Origin of the sequence: Sphingobium indicum BiD32 (assembly GCF_000382885.1) — a bacterium.
Taxonomy (GTDB): Bacteria; Pseudomonadota; Alphaproteobacteria; order Sphingomonadales; family Sphingomonadaceae; genus Sphingobium; species Sphingobium japonicum_C.
The window spans coordinates 19,849-33,288 of the sequence record NZ_CAVK010000195.1; the positions used below are offsets into that span (position 1 = coordinate 19,849).

General features: G+C 64.3%; 11 protein-coding genes. 5 read left to right on the forward strand and 6 right to left on the reverse strand.

The annotated features are described in order from the left end of the window. Nucleotides 1-5: 5 nt before the first annotated feature. A complete protein-coding gene (gene putA / locus EBBID32_RS18240) occupies nucleotides 6-3,605 on the reverse strand; it encodes a trifunctional transcriptional regulator/proline dehydrogenase/L-glutamate gamma-semialdehyde dehydrogenase (RefSeq protein ID WP_006963315.1) in 3,600 nt (1,199 codons plus the stop codon). A gap of 99 nt (nucleotides 3,606-3,704) precedes the next feature. Between putA and EBBID32_RS18245 the strand changes: the two genes are divergently transcribed. Beyond that, complete coding sequence (locus tag EBBID32_RS18245) at nucleotides 3,705-4,184, forward strand: Lrp/AsnC family transcriptional regulator (RefSeq protein ID WP_006963317.1); 480 nt, start codon at nucleotides 3,705-3,707, stop codon at nucleotides 4,182-4,184. Nucleotides 4,185-4,190: 6 nt separating this feature from the next. Here the strand turns inward: EBBID32_RS18245 and EBBID32_RS18250 are convergent, their stop codons facing one another. From EBBID32_RS18250 to purB, 4 genes are all read right to left on the reverse strand, one after another. After that, nucleotides 4,191-5,660 carry a mannitol dehydrogenase family protein gene (locus EBBID32_RS18250; protein ID WP_006963319.1) on the reverse strand — a complete coding sequence of 490 codons (1,470 nt, stop codon included), beginning with the start codon at nucleotides 5,658-5,660 and terminating at the stop codon, nucleotides 4,191-4,193. After that, the gene (gene uxaC, locus EBBID32_RS18255) at nucleotides 5,657-7,072 is read right to left on the reverse strand and encodes a glucuronate isomerase (protein ID WP_006963321.1); all 1,416 of its coding nucleotides are present in this window, start codon (nucleotides 7,070-7,072) and stop codon (nucleotides 5,657-5,659) included. The genes EBBID32_RS18250 and uxaC overlap by 4 nt, the downstream gene beginning before the upstream one ends. Nucleotides 7,073-7,194: 122 nt before the next feature. Then, nucleotides 7,195-8,406: a D-mannonate dehydratase ManD gene (gene manD / locus EBBID32_RS18260; protein WP_006963325.1), complete on the reverse strand. Its 1,212-nt coding sequence runs from the start codon at nucleotides 8,404-8,406 to the stop codon at nucleotides 7,195-7,197. A 344-nt stretch (nucleotides 8,407-8,750) separates the two neighbouring features. Beyond that, a complete protein-coding gene (gene purB, locus EBBID32_RS18265) occupies nucleotides 8,751-10,067 on the reverse strand; it encodes an adenylosuccinate lyase (protein WP_006963327.1) in 1,317 nt (438 codons plus the stop codon). Between the two features lie 283 nt (nucleotides 10,068-10,350). On the opposite strand from purB, the gene EBBID32_RS18270 reads away from it, so the two are divergent. Further along, nucleotides 10,351-10,791, forward strand: a complete 441-nt coding sequence (locus tag EBBID32_RS18270) for an EF-hand domain-containing protein (protein WP_006963328.1) — start codon at nucleotides 10,351-10,353, stop codon at nucleotides 10,789-10,791. Between the two features lie 111 nt (nucleotides 10,792-10,902). Here EBBID32_RS18270 and EBBID32_RS18275 read toward each other — a convergent pair whose 3' ends face one another. Beyond that, nucleotides 10,903-11,097 carry a hypothetical protein gene (locus EBBID32_RS18275; protein ID WP_006963330.1) on the reverse strand — a complete coding sequence of 65 codons (195 nt, stop codon included), beginning with the start codon at nucleotides 11,095-11,097 and terminating at the stop codon, nucleotides 10,903-10,905. Between the two features lie 13 nt (nucleotides 11,098-11,110). On the opposite strand from EBBID32_RS18275, the gene EBBID32_RS18280 reads away from it, so the two are divergent. From EBBID32_RS18280 to EBBID32_RS18290, 3 genes are all read left to right on the forward strand, one after another. Next, nucleotides 11,111-11,398 carry a hypothetical protein gene (locus EBBID32_RS18280; RefSeq protein ID WP_037491739.1) on the forward strand — a complete coding sequence of 96 codons (288 nt, stop codon included), beginning with the start codon at nucleotides 11,111-11,113 and terminating at the stop codon, nucleotides 11,396-11,398. A gap of 51 nt (nucleotides 11,399-11,449) precedes the next feature. Then, complete coding sequence (locus EBBID32_RS18285; RefSeq protein ID WP_006963334.1) at nucleotides 11,450-12,862, forward strand: sugar porter family MFS transporter; 1,413 nt, start codon at nucleotides 11,450-11,452, stop codon at nucleotides 12,860-12,862. A gap of 17 nt (nucleotides 12,863-12,879) precedes the next feature. Further along, nucleotides 12,880-13,440: aldose epimerase family protein (locus EBBID32_RS18290; RefSeq protein ID WP_081628126.1), on the forward strand; the 561-nt coding region annotated here is incomplete at its 3' end.

Here is a 13,440-nt window from a genome sequence, read left to right on the forward strand (position 1 = left end):
CGCGTTCAGCCGATCATCATCAGGCTGGCATTGCCGCCCGCTGCCGTCGTGTTGATGGAGGTGGAGACTTCCTCCAGCAACCAGTCGAGGCCATAGCCGTCCGGTCCCGGCGCATGGACCGGGACGATGCGGCCCGGCCAGTCGGCGACGGCCTGCACCGTGGCAGCGACTATGTCCGGCTCACCGTCGACCAGCACGGCCGCTATGGGCGTGTCCGCGGGAATGGCGAAGCGGGCGGCAACGTCCGCAGGCAGGTCGGGCGGCAGCGCCATGCCCTGCACCAGCGCGTCATTGCCGGTGGCGAGGATCGCGGCCATCTGGCGGAACAGGCCGGCGCGGGTCGCGGGGCGCAGCAGCATCGGGCCGCGCGGGTGGAGCGTGTAGAGATTGCGTTCGCCCACCGGACCGGGCAGCGTGCGTTCCAGCCCCAGCGCGGACCTGTCCCCGGTGCGGCGGACGTGGGCGGCGGCATCCCCCTCCCCCTGCGCATCCAGCCAGTCGGCGAAGCTGTGGAGCGGGGATTGCAACGGGCTGACCCGTTCGGCACTGACCGGCGGCGTGGTGGTGAGACGGCCGAGATAGAGCGGGCCGCCAGCCTTGGGACCGGTGCCGGACAGGCCACAGCCGCCAAAGGGCTGGACCCCGACGATCGCGCCGATGACGTTGCGGTTCACATAGATATTGCCGACCTTCACGCGCGAGGTGACCCGCGCGATGGTTTCGTCGAGGCGCGTGTGGAGGCCGAAGGTCAGGCCATAGCCGGTGGCGTTGATCGCATCGACCAAAGCGTCGAGTTTTTCCCGCTTGAATCGCAGGACATGGAGGACGGGGCCGAAAATCTCGCGGTCGAGATCGGTCAGGCTGTCGATTTCGATGATGGTCGGCGCGACGAAGGTGCCATATTTGGTTTCAGGCGGAAGCGGCTGCTGCTCCACCTTGCGGCCCAGCGCGCGCATCGCGTCGATATGGGCAGTGATACCGTCGCGGGCCTCTGCGGTGATGACCGGGCCGATATCGACCTTGAGCGCGTCGGTGCGGCCGATGCGCAGTTCGGCCAATGCGCCCTTGAGCATGGTCAGGGTGCGATCGGCGACTTCCTCTTGCAGGCACAGGACGCGCAGCGCCGAGCAGCGTTGGCCTGCACTGTCGAAGGCGGACGCGATGACATCGGCGACGACCTGTTCGGCCAGCGCGCTGCTGTCCACGATCATCGCATTCTGGCCGCCGGTTTCGGCGATCAGGGGGATGGGGTGGCCGCTGGGCGACAGGCGGGTGGCAAGCTGGCGCTGGATCAGGCGGGCGACGTCCGTGGAGCCGGTGAACATGACGGCGGCAGTCTGCGGCGCGGCAACGAGGGTTGCGCCGATGCTGCCGTCGCCAGTGATCAGATGCAGCGCATCTGCCGGGACGCCCGCTGCGTGGAGCAGGCGGACGGCTTCGGCAGCGATCAGCGGGGTTTCCTCGGCAGGTTTGGCGAGGACGACATTGCCCGCGACCAGCGCAGCGGCGACCTGCCCGGTAAAGATGGCGAGCGGGAAGTTCCACGGGCTGATGCAGGTAACGACGCCCAGCGCCTGCTGCTGCGGGCCGAAGCGGGTGCGGGCTTGGGCGGCATAATAGCGCAGGAAGTCGATCGCCTCGCGCACTTCGGCGATGGCGTTGGGGATGGATTTGCCCGCCTCGCGGACGATGAGGCCGAGCAGGATGGGCATCCGATCCTGCATCGCATCCGCCGCTCGTTCGAGCGCGGCGGCGCGGTCGGCTACGGAGGTTGTGGACCATGGGAAAGCGGCGGCGCGGACGGCGGCGGCCTGCGCTTCGTCGGGGGTGGCGTCGATCACGGTGCCGACGATGTCGCGATGGTCGGCGGGGTTGCGGACGGCGCGTGCTTCCCCTGCCTCGCCTGCTGGCGCGGCAGTCCAGTCAAGCGTGGCGCTGTGCTGGAGCGCCTCTGTCAGGCTGGCGAGGGTGGTTTCGTCGCTCAGGTCGAGGCCAGCGGCGTTGCGGCGATCGGGGTAGAGATTGGCGGGCAGCGCGATCAGATCATGATGCGCGCCGGGGTGCGGCATAGCCTGGACCATGTCCACCGGGTCGGCGATCATCTCTTCGACCGACACGGCGGGGTCGGCAATGCGGTTGACGAAGCTGCTGTTCGCGCCATTTTCCAGCAGGCGGCGGACGAGATAGGCGAGCAAGGTTTCATGCGTGCCGACCGGCGCGTAGATGCGGCAGGGACGGTCAAGTTTGCCGCTGCCCACCACCTGTTCATAGAGCGGTTCGCCCATGCCGTGGAGGCACTGAAATTCATAGGCGCCGACGCTGAAATCCGGGCCGGCCATCTGGTAGATGGTGGCCAGCGTCTGGGCATTATGGGTGGCAAATTGCGGGAACACCGCGTCGGGCGCGGCGAGCAGTTTGCGGGCGCAGGCGATATAGGCGATGTCGGTGTGAAGCTTGCGGGTATAGACCGGGAAGCCGGTCAGGCCATCGACCTGCGCGCGCTTGATTTCCGCGTCCCAATAGGCTCCCTTGACCAGCCGCACCATGATCCGCCGGTCGGCGCGGCGGGCGAGATCGACGATCCAGTCGATGACGAAGGGGCAGCGCTTGCCATAGCCCTGCACGACAAAGCCAAGACCGTTCCAATCCATCAGCGCGGGATGCAGCGCAAGGCTTTCGAGCAGGTCGAGCGAGAGTTCGAGCCGATCGGCCTCCTCCGCGTCGATGTTGAAGCCGATATTATAGCGTCTGGCGAGGGCGGCAAGTTGCTGCACGCGGGGCAGCAGTTCGGCCATAACCCGGTCGGCCTGCGCACGAGCGTAGCGAGGATGGAGGGCGGACAGCTTGATCGAAATGCCCGGCCCGGCATAGATGCCGCGCCCCGACGCTGCCTTGCCGATGGCGTGGATCGCCTGTTCATAATCGGCATAATAGCGCGCGGCGTCGGCGGCGGTGGTCGCCGCTTCGCCGAGCATGTCATAGCTATAGGCGAAGCCCTTTGCCTCCATGACCTTGGCGCGCTTGAGCGCTTCCCTGATGGTTTCGCCGGTGACGAACTGTTCCCCCATCATCCGCATGGCAAGATCAACCCCGCGCCGGATCACCGGCTCGCCCGCGCGGGCGACGAGGCGGGCAAGCGCTGCGCCAAGGCCGCGATCGTCCACGCTGCCGACCAGCTTGCCCGTGACGACCAGACCCCAGGTGGCGGCGTTGACGAACAGCGACTTGTCGGTGCCCAGATGCGATCCCCAGTCGCCGTCGGCGATCTTGTCCCGGATCAGCGCGTCGCGGGTCGCCGCATCGGGGATGCGCAGCAAGGCTTCGGCCAGGCACATCAACGCGACGCCCTCCTGACTGGAAAGGGCATATTCCTGCACCAGCCCCTCGACGCCGCTGCCCTTGTGGTTGGCGCGGAGCGCCGTGACGAGGGTGCGGGCGGTGTCGTGCGCGGCGGCGCGGGTCGCTTCGGGCAGCGTGGCGGCGACGATCAGGGGGGCAAGCGCCTCTACCTCGTCCCGGCGATAGGCGGCGGTGATCGCCTGCCGCAGGGGGGATTGCGCGCGGATGGCAGGAGCGAAGGCGGCGAAGGGGGGCTGAGCAGTCATGGGGTGCAGACTAGCCTATTTGAGAAGGTCGATCCGCCTTTTCAAACGGCATTCTATCCATATGATGACTTATTAATGGGCGTGGGTTAGGCAAGAGGCATGGATAAATTGCCAAAAATAGTCGATTTGGATGAATTCGACCGCAAGATCATCGCCGCTCTGGTCGAGGATGGGCGGATGACCGTCACTGATCTGGCCGTCGCGGTCGGGCTGTCCAAGACGCCCTGCCAGATGCGGCTGCGGCGGTTGCAGGAAAGCGGCGTGATCCGGGGATTTCGAGCAATGGTCGATCCAGCCAAGCTGGGGATGGACCATGTCGCCTTTGCCGAGGTCAAGCTGTCCGACACGCGAGAGAGCGCGCTGGCCGAATTCAACGATGCCGTGCGGCGCATCCCCGAAGTCGAGGAATGTCACATGATCGCGAGCAGTTTCGACTATCTGCTCAAGGTGCGGACAGCCGACATCAGACGCTATCGCACGGTGCTGGGCGAGAAGATTTCCAGCCTGCCGCATGTCGCCAGCACATCGACCTTCGTGGCGATGGAAACGGTGCTGGAGGCAGGCGGCAGGCGGAAATAGGCGATTTCAGTCTGGTCGGAAGCTGGCCAGCGCGGCGCGGGCACCATCATTTTCAAGGATAGTCAGCCAGCGCGTCAGCGCGTCGCGGAACTGTGCACTATCGTCCAGAGCAGGCGGGACGACCGCGTCGAAGGCGAGGATGGCGGCGACCCGCTGCTGCGTCGTGGTTGCCGTGCCTAGCGTTGCGGCGATTGGCGCAGCCAGCGGATCGTCCACGACATGCGGCTGGCCCAGATCATCCTGCCCCGCCTGCCAGCGGACCCAGCCGGCAACCGCCAGGGTGAGCGCGTCGATCCCCTGCCCCGCATTCAGCCGCGCGGCGATGGTGGCGAGGAGGCGCTGGGGCAATTTTTGCGAACCGTCCATCGCGATCTGACGGGTACGGTGGCGCAGCGTCGGATTGTCGAAACGGGCCATCAATTCGCGGCGATAGGCGGCCACGTCGAGTTCCGGCGGGGGTGAGAGGGTGGTTTCCGCTTCGTCCCAAAGCGCCTCGACGAAGATGCGCGCTTCGGGCAAGGCGAGGACTTCATGGACATGGTCGATCGCCGCGAGGCCGCCCAGATAGGCGATGCCGCTATGCGCGCCGTTGAGCAGGCGCAGCTTGGCTTCCTCCCATGGGGCGACGGCCGCGGTGATCTGAACGCCTGCGCCGAAATCCGGGCGCGGACCGCAGAAAATATCCTCGATCACCCACTGGATGAAGGGTTCGGTCTTGACCATCGCCTGATCCTCGACACCCAGACGCGCGGTCAGGGCGGCGATGTCTTGGGGTGTGGTCGCAGGCACGATGCGATCGATCATGGTTTGCGGGAACGCGCCCCGTTCGGCGATCCAGTCGGCGAGGGTGACGTCGTGACGGCCAGCAAGGGCCAGCACGGCATTGCGCAGCCTTGTGCCGTTATGGGGGAGATTATCACAGCTGATCGCGGTGAAGGGCGCAAGCCCCGCCGCCCTGCGCCGGGCGAGTGCTGCGACGAGATAGCCGGGCGCGGTCCGGGGGGTGTCGAGCGAGACGAGATCGGCGGCGAGTTGGGGATCATCTTCGATCAGCGCGCCGGTCGCCGGGTCGAGCTTATAGCCCTTCTCGGTAATGGTCAGGGTGACGATGTGGGTGTCGGGCGACGCCAGTGCAGCGACGAGCGCCTGGGGGTCTTGCGGCGCGACAATGACGGCCTGCACCGCGCCGATGACGCGCGCCTGCTCGGACCCGCCATCGCGGACCAGCATGGTGTATAGTCCATCCTGCGGGACCATCTGGTCATGCACGGACGGCGAACGGAGCGAGGCTGCGATGATGCCCCAGCGCAGGTCGCCTGCATTGAGAGCATCGTCGAATATCACCGCCTGATGCGCCCGATGGAAGGCGCCGATGCCGAGATGCACGACCCCTGCCTTTACCCGCGCGCGGTCATAGCCGGGGCGGATGACGTCGGCGGGCAGATCAGCGAGCGTTTTGCTCGATAGGCGGCTCACAGCCTGTATGCCTGCTTGACGAGATCATAGGCCAGTGCGCGGGCGACGTCGAAGGCTTCATCCTCTTCCATGCGATGTTCCACCACCAGTTGCGCCAGCCAGCCGCAATCCATGCGGCGGGCGACGTCATGGCGCGCCGGGATCGACAGGAAAGCGCGGGTGTCGTCGTTGAAACCGACCGTGTTGTAGAAGCCGCCGGTCTCGGTCGCGCGTTCGCGAAAGCGGCGCATCCCTTCGGGGCTGTCATGGAACCACCAGGGCGGGCCTAGCTTGAGAGCGGGATAATGGCCCGCCAGCGGGGCGAGTTCGCGCGAATAGACATCCTCGTCCAGGGTGAAGAGGATGAGCGTCAGGCGCGGGTCTGTGCCGTAAAGGTCGAGCAGAGGCTTGAGCGCCTTCACAAACTCCCCGGCGGTAGGAATGTCGGCGCCCTTGTCCTTGCCAAAGCGCGCCAGCACGGCGGCGTTGTGGTTGCGATGGACGCCGGGATGGAGTTGCATCACCATGCCGTCCGCGATCGACATGCGCGCCATTTCGGTCAGCATATGGCCCCGGAACAGTTCCGCCTCCGCAGCACTGACCGGGCCGCTGGTGACTTTGGCATAGAGCGCCTCAATCTCCGAGCGCGGCAGATTGGCGGTGAAGGCGGACGGGTGGCCATGGTCGGTCGAGCTCGCGCCGGCTGCGCGGAAGTCGGCGCGGCGCTTTTCATGGGCGCGGAGATAGCCGGCGAAACTGCCCGCATCTTCGCCCGCCATGGCACAGAAAAGCTGCACATTGGCGATGAACTTGGGATCATCCGGGTCCAGCACCGGGTCGGGGCGATAGGCGGTGACGACCTTGCCGCTCCAATCGCTGGCGCGGATCGCGCGGTGATGGTCGAGCGGGTCGAGCGGGCCTTCGGTCGTGGCGATGACTTCGATATTATAGCGATCGAACAGCGCGCGCGGGCGGAATTCCGGGGTTTTGAGCGCAGCGTCGATAATGTCGTAATAATGGTCGGCGGTCTCCGCCTCCAGCCGCACGTCGATGCCGAATGCTTCGGCAAAGACCCAGTCGAGCCACATGCGCGACGGCGTGCCACGGAAGAGATGATAGTTGGCGGCGAAAATATGCCAGATGGCGCGCGGGTCGCTGGCGGTCGGACTGCCATCGACGGTCGGCACGCCCAGTTCCTCCAGCCGGACGCCCTGGCTGAACAACATGCGGAACACATAATGGTCCGGCACGATCAGCAACTCCGCCGGATTGGCGAAGGGCTCGTCATAGGCGAACCAGCGCGGATCGGTATGGCCATGGGGCGAGACGATCGGCAGATCCCTGACGCTGGCATAGAGCGCGCGGGCGATGTCGCGGGTGCGCGGGTCGGCCGGGAACAGGCGATCAGGGTGCAGGACGAGAGGCTTGGGCAAGAATCATGCTCCTTCGACGCCAGCTATGCCAGCGGTGGCAATGACGTGATAGTGCGGAATTTCGCCATGAACAGTGCAAATTGCGACTAGGTTGGCGCAGGAGGCGACGGCGCTCGCACGGATCACCAGTTGAACATGGTGCCATCTTCGAGCCGGTTCACCGGCAGGAAGGCGCGATCATATTCATATCTTGCGGCCAGTTCCTCGTCGATGTCGACGCCCAGGCCCGGCGCTTCACCCGGATGCATCGCGCCGTCGGCAAAGGTGTAGGCGTGGGGGAATACAGCGTCGGTTTCGGCTGTGTGGCGCATATATTCCTGCACCCCGAAATTGGGGACCGACAGGTCGAAATGCAGTGCAGCAGCCATGCAGACCGGCGACAGGTCGGTCGCGCCATGGCAGCCGGTGCGAACCTGATAGAGATCGGCCAGGTTCGCGATCTTGCGCAAATGGCTGATGCCGCCCGCATGAACCACGGTCGCGCGAATATAGTCGATCAGCTGGTTTTCGATCAGTTCGCGGCAATCATGGATCGAGTTGAAAATCTCCCCCACCGCCAGCGGCGTCGTTGTGTGCTGGCGGATCAACCTGAAGGCTTCCTGATTTTCCGCCGGGGTCGCATCTTCCAGCCAGAAGGGACGATAGGGTTCCAGATCCTTGCCCAGACGCCCCGCCTCGATCGGGGTCAGACGATGGTGGATGTCGTGGAGCAGATGCACGTCCCAGCCCAGCGCTTCGCGCGCGGCCTTGAACAATTCAGGCACGACGCGGAGATATTTGCTGGTGTTCCAGACATTTTCGGTCGGCAGGTCGGCGTCGGCCGGCTCGTAGAAATATTTGTCCTTCGACACGCCATAGGTGGAGGCCATGCCCGGCACGCCGCACTGGATGCGGATCGCCCTATAACCCTGCGCCTGATATTCTAGGGCGACGCGCACAGTATCTTCGATCGTCGTGCCATTGGCATGGCCATAGACCATCACGCTTTCGCGGCTTGCCCCGCCCAGCAGCTGATAGACGGAAAGGCCAGCCAGCTTGCCCTTGATATCCCACAGCGCGGTATCGACGGCGGCGATGGCCGACATGGTCACCGGGCCGCGCCGCCAATAGGCACCCTTGTAAAGATATTGCCAGATATCCTCGATCCGGTGCGCGTCCCGGCCGATGAGGCAGGGAATGACATGGTCCTGCAAATAGCTGGCCACGGACAGTTCGCGGCCATTGAGGGTCGCATCGCCCAGGCCATAGACACCGTCCTGGGTGACAATCTTCAAGGTAACGAAATTACGGCCGGGGCTGGTGACGATGACCTTGGCATCGATGATCTTTGGCATTGGAAACGGTCCTGTTGCGAAGAGTCGAACGTAGCGATCCGGCTTGTGCCGCCTCGGCGCCGACGCCAGAAAATGATAACGTTACCATTTTTATCCAGCGCGCTACGCTTGTCAATCCTGCAACACAGCATGAAGGATACGGGCGCGACTGCACCCGATGGGGTCATTTTGCGCGTCGCGAGGGGCGCCCGATTATGGTGCGACCCTGGCCATGATCCATTCTGCACGACAAGGTGCGCGCCGTTGCGTGGCAGGAAGGCATATTGCCGCCAGCGCAACGCGCCATGCCGGACTATCGCCGATGAGCGGCTAGCGCGTCATCAGCGGCGAACGGATGTTGATCGTTACGCCTCGCCGAATACCCGACGGAAGATGGTATCGACCTGCTTGAAATGATAATCGAGGTTGAACTTGTCCTCAATCTCCGCGACCGGCAGCGCGGCGGTGACGTCGGTGTCGGCCTTGAGCAGTTCGAGCAGCGAAAGCTGGCCGTCCGATTCCCACACCTTCATGGCGTTGCGCTGGACATAACGATAGCTGTCCTCGCGGCTGACGCCCGCCTGGGTCAGCGCCAGCAGCACCCGCTGCGAGTGGACGAGGCCGCCCATCTTGTCGAGATTCTTCATCATCCGCTCAGGGTAGATGAGCAGCTTGTCGATCACCCCGGTCAGGCGACCCAGCGCGAAGTCCAGTGTGATGGTGGCGTCAGGGCCGAAGAAACGCTCCACCGACGAATGGCTGATGTCGCGTTCGTGCCAGAGGGCGACATTTTCGAGCGCGGGAACAACAGCAGCGCGAACGACGCGGGCCAGACCGGTGAGGTTTTCGGTCAGCACAGGGTTGCGCTTGTGCGGCATGGCCGACGAGCCTTTCTGGCCGGGCGAGAAATATTCCTCCGCCTCCAGCACTTCGGTGCGCTGGAGATGGCGGACTTCCACGGCGAGGCGTTCGATCGAACTGGCGATAACGCCCAGCGTGGCGAAGAACATGGCGTGGCGGTCGCGCGGGATGACCTGGGTAGAGACCGGCTCGATCGCGAGGCCCAGCTTCTGGGCAACATGCTCTTCCACGGCAGGATCGATATTGGCGAAGGTGCCGACGGCGCCGGAAATGGCGCAGGTCGCGACTTCGGCGCGGGCGGCGATCAGGCGGGTCTTGCAACGGCTGAATTCGGCATAGGCTTCGGCCATTTTGAGGCCAAAAGTGACGGGTTCAGCGTGGATGCCATGGCTGCGCCCGATGGTCGGGGTCAGCTTATGTTCAAAGGCGCGGCGCTTGATGACGTCGAGCAGCTTGTCGATATCCTCGATCAGCAGGTCGGACGCGCGGGCAAGCTGCACCGCGAGGCAGGTGTCGAGGACGTCGGAGCTGGTCATGCCCTGATGCATGAAGCGGGCTTCGTCGCCCACCTGCTCGGCCACCCAGGTCAGGAAGGCGATGACGTCATGCTTGGTAACAGCCTCGATTGCGTCGATCGCGGCGACGTCGATCACCGGGTTGGTCGCCCACCAGTCCCACAGCGCCTTGGCCGCCGATGGCGGCACCACCCCCAGCTCACCCAGCTTCTCGGTCGCGTGCGCCTCAATCTCGAACCAGATTTTGAAACGGGCTTCCGGTTCCCAGAGTGCGGTCATTGCGGGACGGGAGTAGCGGGGGACCATGGGCGAATCCTGCATAGGAGGGTGTGTGTTGCCGCGCGCCTAGCAGCGTCCTTGCGCCGGGGCAAATCGGGCCGATGCCATCAAAGAAAATCGGGATAATTGCTTCGACTGGTCGCAACGGGCACAGCAAAGACAGTCGAATCGAGCGGATTCCCAAGACAAGCCGTTGAACATGAACGGCTGTTCAGGAACATTCGACAGTTATCAGTCATTATCCCTTCGTCATTCAATGCCGGACGACAGAGATTTCATTGTCCTGGCACAAATAACCGAGGAGATTGTCATGATCCGCACGCTTCTAGTCACGACCGCCCTTGCCATCGCCGCGCCCGCCATGGCGCAGCAGGCCGCAATGCCGGAGGCGCCCCAGAGTGCGACGCCTGCCACGCCGGCAACACCAGCAGACCCGCAGGCTGCAATGCCGCAGGCCGCTACGCCCGCAACACCAGCGACGCCTGCCAATCCGACCGACGCCGTGGCATCCATCGTCGATACCGAATTCCCGGCCTATGACGCCAATAGCGATGGCCAGCTCGACCAGTCCGAATTTTCCAAGTGGATGGTTGCGCTGAAGGACCAGGAAATGAAGGCGACCGGCAAGGCGTTGCCCGCCGAGCAGGTTACTGCCTGGGCCAATGGCGCATTCACTACGGCGGACGCTGACAAGAGCGTGTCGGTCAGCAAGCCTGAGCTGGTAACTTTTCTGAGCGGTGGCGCCGGATAAGCTGACGCACGAATCCTCCCCGTCGCGAAGGACGGAGAAGAAGAGCCCGCAAGGGTCGCACAAATGGGCGGCATGGTGAAGGCCATGCCGCCCTTTTTGCGTGTGTTGGATTTAGCTGCGCTTGCGGGTGTACAGCAGAGCCGCGACAATCGCAGCCGAGCCGATGCCGACGGCTGCGCCGGTCCAGGCGGCCTTGCCTGCCGATTTGCGGGCAGCGGTGGCAAGTTCGGCCTTGTCTTCAGCGGGCTGCGCGGGGGTGGCGGATGGAGCGTCGGTGTCCGGCGCGGTCTTTTCAATTTTGCTCATGACATGAGCAGCTATGCCGCAAAGAGACGGCGGGGAAAAGACCAAAGGCAGCTTTGTGGCCACCATCGGTCGCAATCGCATCAAAGCCCCGATCCAGCGGATATTTTCGTCGTTCCATTTCTGGATCGACATGACGTACCGGGGGACTTCGCAATATTGGTCCGGCATCGAACGATGTCGCAGGCAGCCGCTCAGCAAGCTGGACGTCACGGTCGCCCTGAGCGAAGGGCTGGACATGACAGCGTTGACAAAGCAGGCTGTGACAGGCGATCTGTTCGCCTTCGATCCCCGGCATGCCTGACTGCCGGGCAATAGTATAAAACACGGTATAAAATTGGGAGGATGCGAGGGGATGAGTGAGGGTAGCGCGGAAAAGGTCAACATGGCCTTTATCGCCGCAATTGTCGCGGTCGCGACGATCGGCGGGTTCATGTTCGGCTATGACAGCGGGGTCATCAACGGCACGCAAAAGGGGCTGGAAAGCGCCTTTGACCTAGGCAAGCTGGGCATCGGCGTCAATGTCGGCGCGATCCTGGTCGGGTCGTCCATCGGTGCCTTTGGCGCGGGACGAATGGCCGACATGATCGGGCGGCGTGGCGTCATGATGCTCGCCGCTATCCTGTTTTTGGTCAGCGCGCTGCTGGCGGGAGCCGCCGGGTCTTCGGCCATCTTCATCATTGCACGGATCATCGGCGGTCTGGGCGTCGGCGCGGCCAGCGTAATTTCGCCGGTCTATATTTCCGAAGTCACCCCGGCGGCGGTGCGCGGGCGCCTGTCGAGCGTGCAGCAGGTCATGATCATTTCCGGCCTGACCGGCGCGTTCGTCGCCAATTTCGTGCTGGCGCGCCATGCGGGCGGATCGACCGCGCCGCTGTGGCTGGACTATCCGGCGTGGCGCTGGATGTTCTGGTTGCAGGCGATACCGGCCGCGATCTATTTCGTCGCCTTGCTCTTCATCCCCGAAAGCCCGCGCTATCTGGTCGCGCGCGGCCGGGAAGCCGAGGCGCAGGCGGTGCTGACCCGGTTGTTCGGCGCGCAGGAAGCGGCGCGCAAGGTGGTGGAGATTCGCGACAGCCTGGCCGCCGACCATCATCGGCCCAAGCTGTCCGACCTCATCGAAAAGAGCAGCGGCAAGATCCGCCCGATCGTATGGACCGGCATCGGTCTGGCCGTGTTCCAGCAGCTGGTCGGCATCAATGTCGTCTTTTATTATGGCGCGACGTTGTGGGAAGCGGTCGGCTTTTCCGAAGATAATGCGTTGCAGATCAACATATTGTCGGGCGTGCTTTCAATTGGTGCCTGTCTGGGGTCGATGCTGCTGATCGACCGGATCGGCCGCAAGCCGCTGTTGCTGATCGGATCGGCGGGCATGGCGGTCACGCTGGCGATCGTCGCCTATGCCTTTTCCACCGCCATCACTGGCGCGGATGGCGGGGTCAGCCTGCCGGGGCATAATGGCCTGATCGCGTTGATCGCCGCCAATCTCTATGTGATCTTCTTCAACATGAGCTGGGGACCGATCATGTGGGTGATGCTGGGTGAGATGTTCCCGAACCAGATTCGCGGATCGGGCCTGGCCGTCGCGGGCTTTGCCCAATGGATCGCCAATGCCGCCATTTCGGTCAGCTTTCCCGCGCTGGCGGTGTCGCCGGGGCTGGTCATGACCTATAGCGGCTATGCGCTGTTTGCGGCGATCTCCTACTTCTTCGTGCGCAAGATGGTGCAGGAGACCAAGGGCCGCGAGCTTGAGGATATGGTCGGCTGAGCGGCGGGCCGGTCCTGTTGCGAGCGGGAGCGCTGGAAGCAGCGTTCGCCCCCGCTGGCGGCGGATCGCTGCTATGGCTGCGCCATGGTGACGAGGATGTGCTGCGGCGTGCGCCCGGCGACTGTCGCGATCCGCTGGACATGGCGAGCTTTCCGCTGGTGCCCTATGCCAACCGGATCGCGCAGGGACGTTTTGCCTTTGGTGGGCGGGACTATCAATTGCCGCGCAACTTCGGCGATCATCCGCACAGCATCCATGGCACGGGCTGGCAGGCAGCCTGGGATGTCGTAGAGCAGAGCGCGGATGAAGTGCGGCTTAGGCTGGACCATGGTGGCGGCGCGGACTGGCCATGGGCCTATCGCGCCGCGCAGCATGTGCAGGTGCAGCCCGATGCGATCGTCATGGACCTGACGCTGACCAATGCGAGTGCGGAGCCGATGCCCGCCGGTCTGGGATTCCATCCCTATTTTCTGGCCGATGCGGGGACACAGGTGCAGTTCGCCGCGACAAGCCTGTGGCTGGCGACGCCCGACATGCTGCCCGACAGGGAAGTGGCGGCCGACGCGCTGGGCGACTGG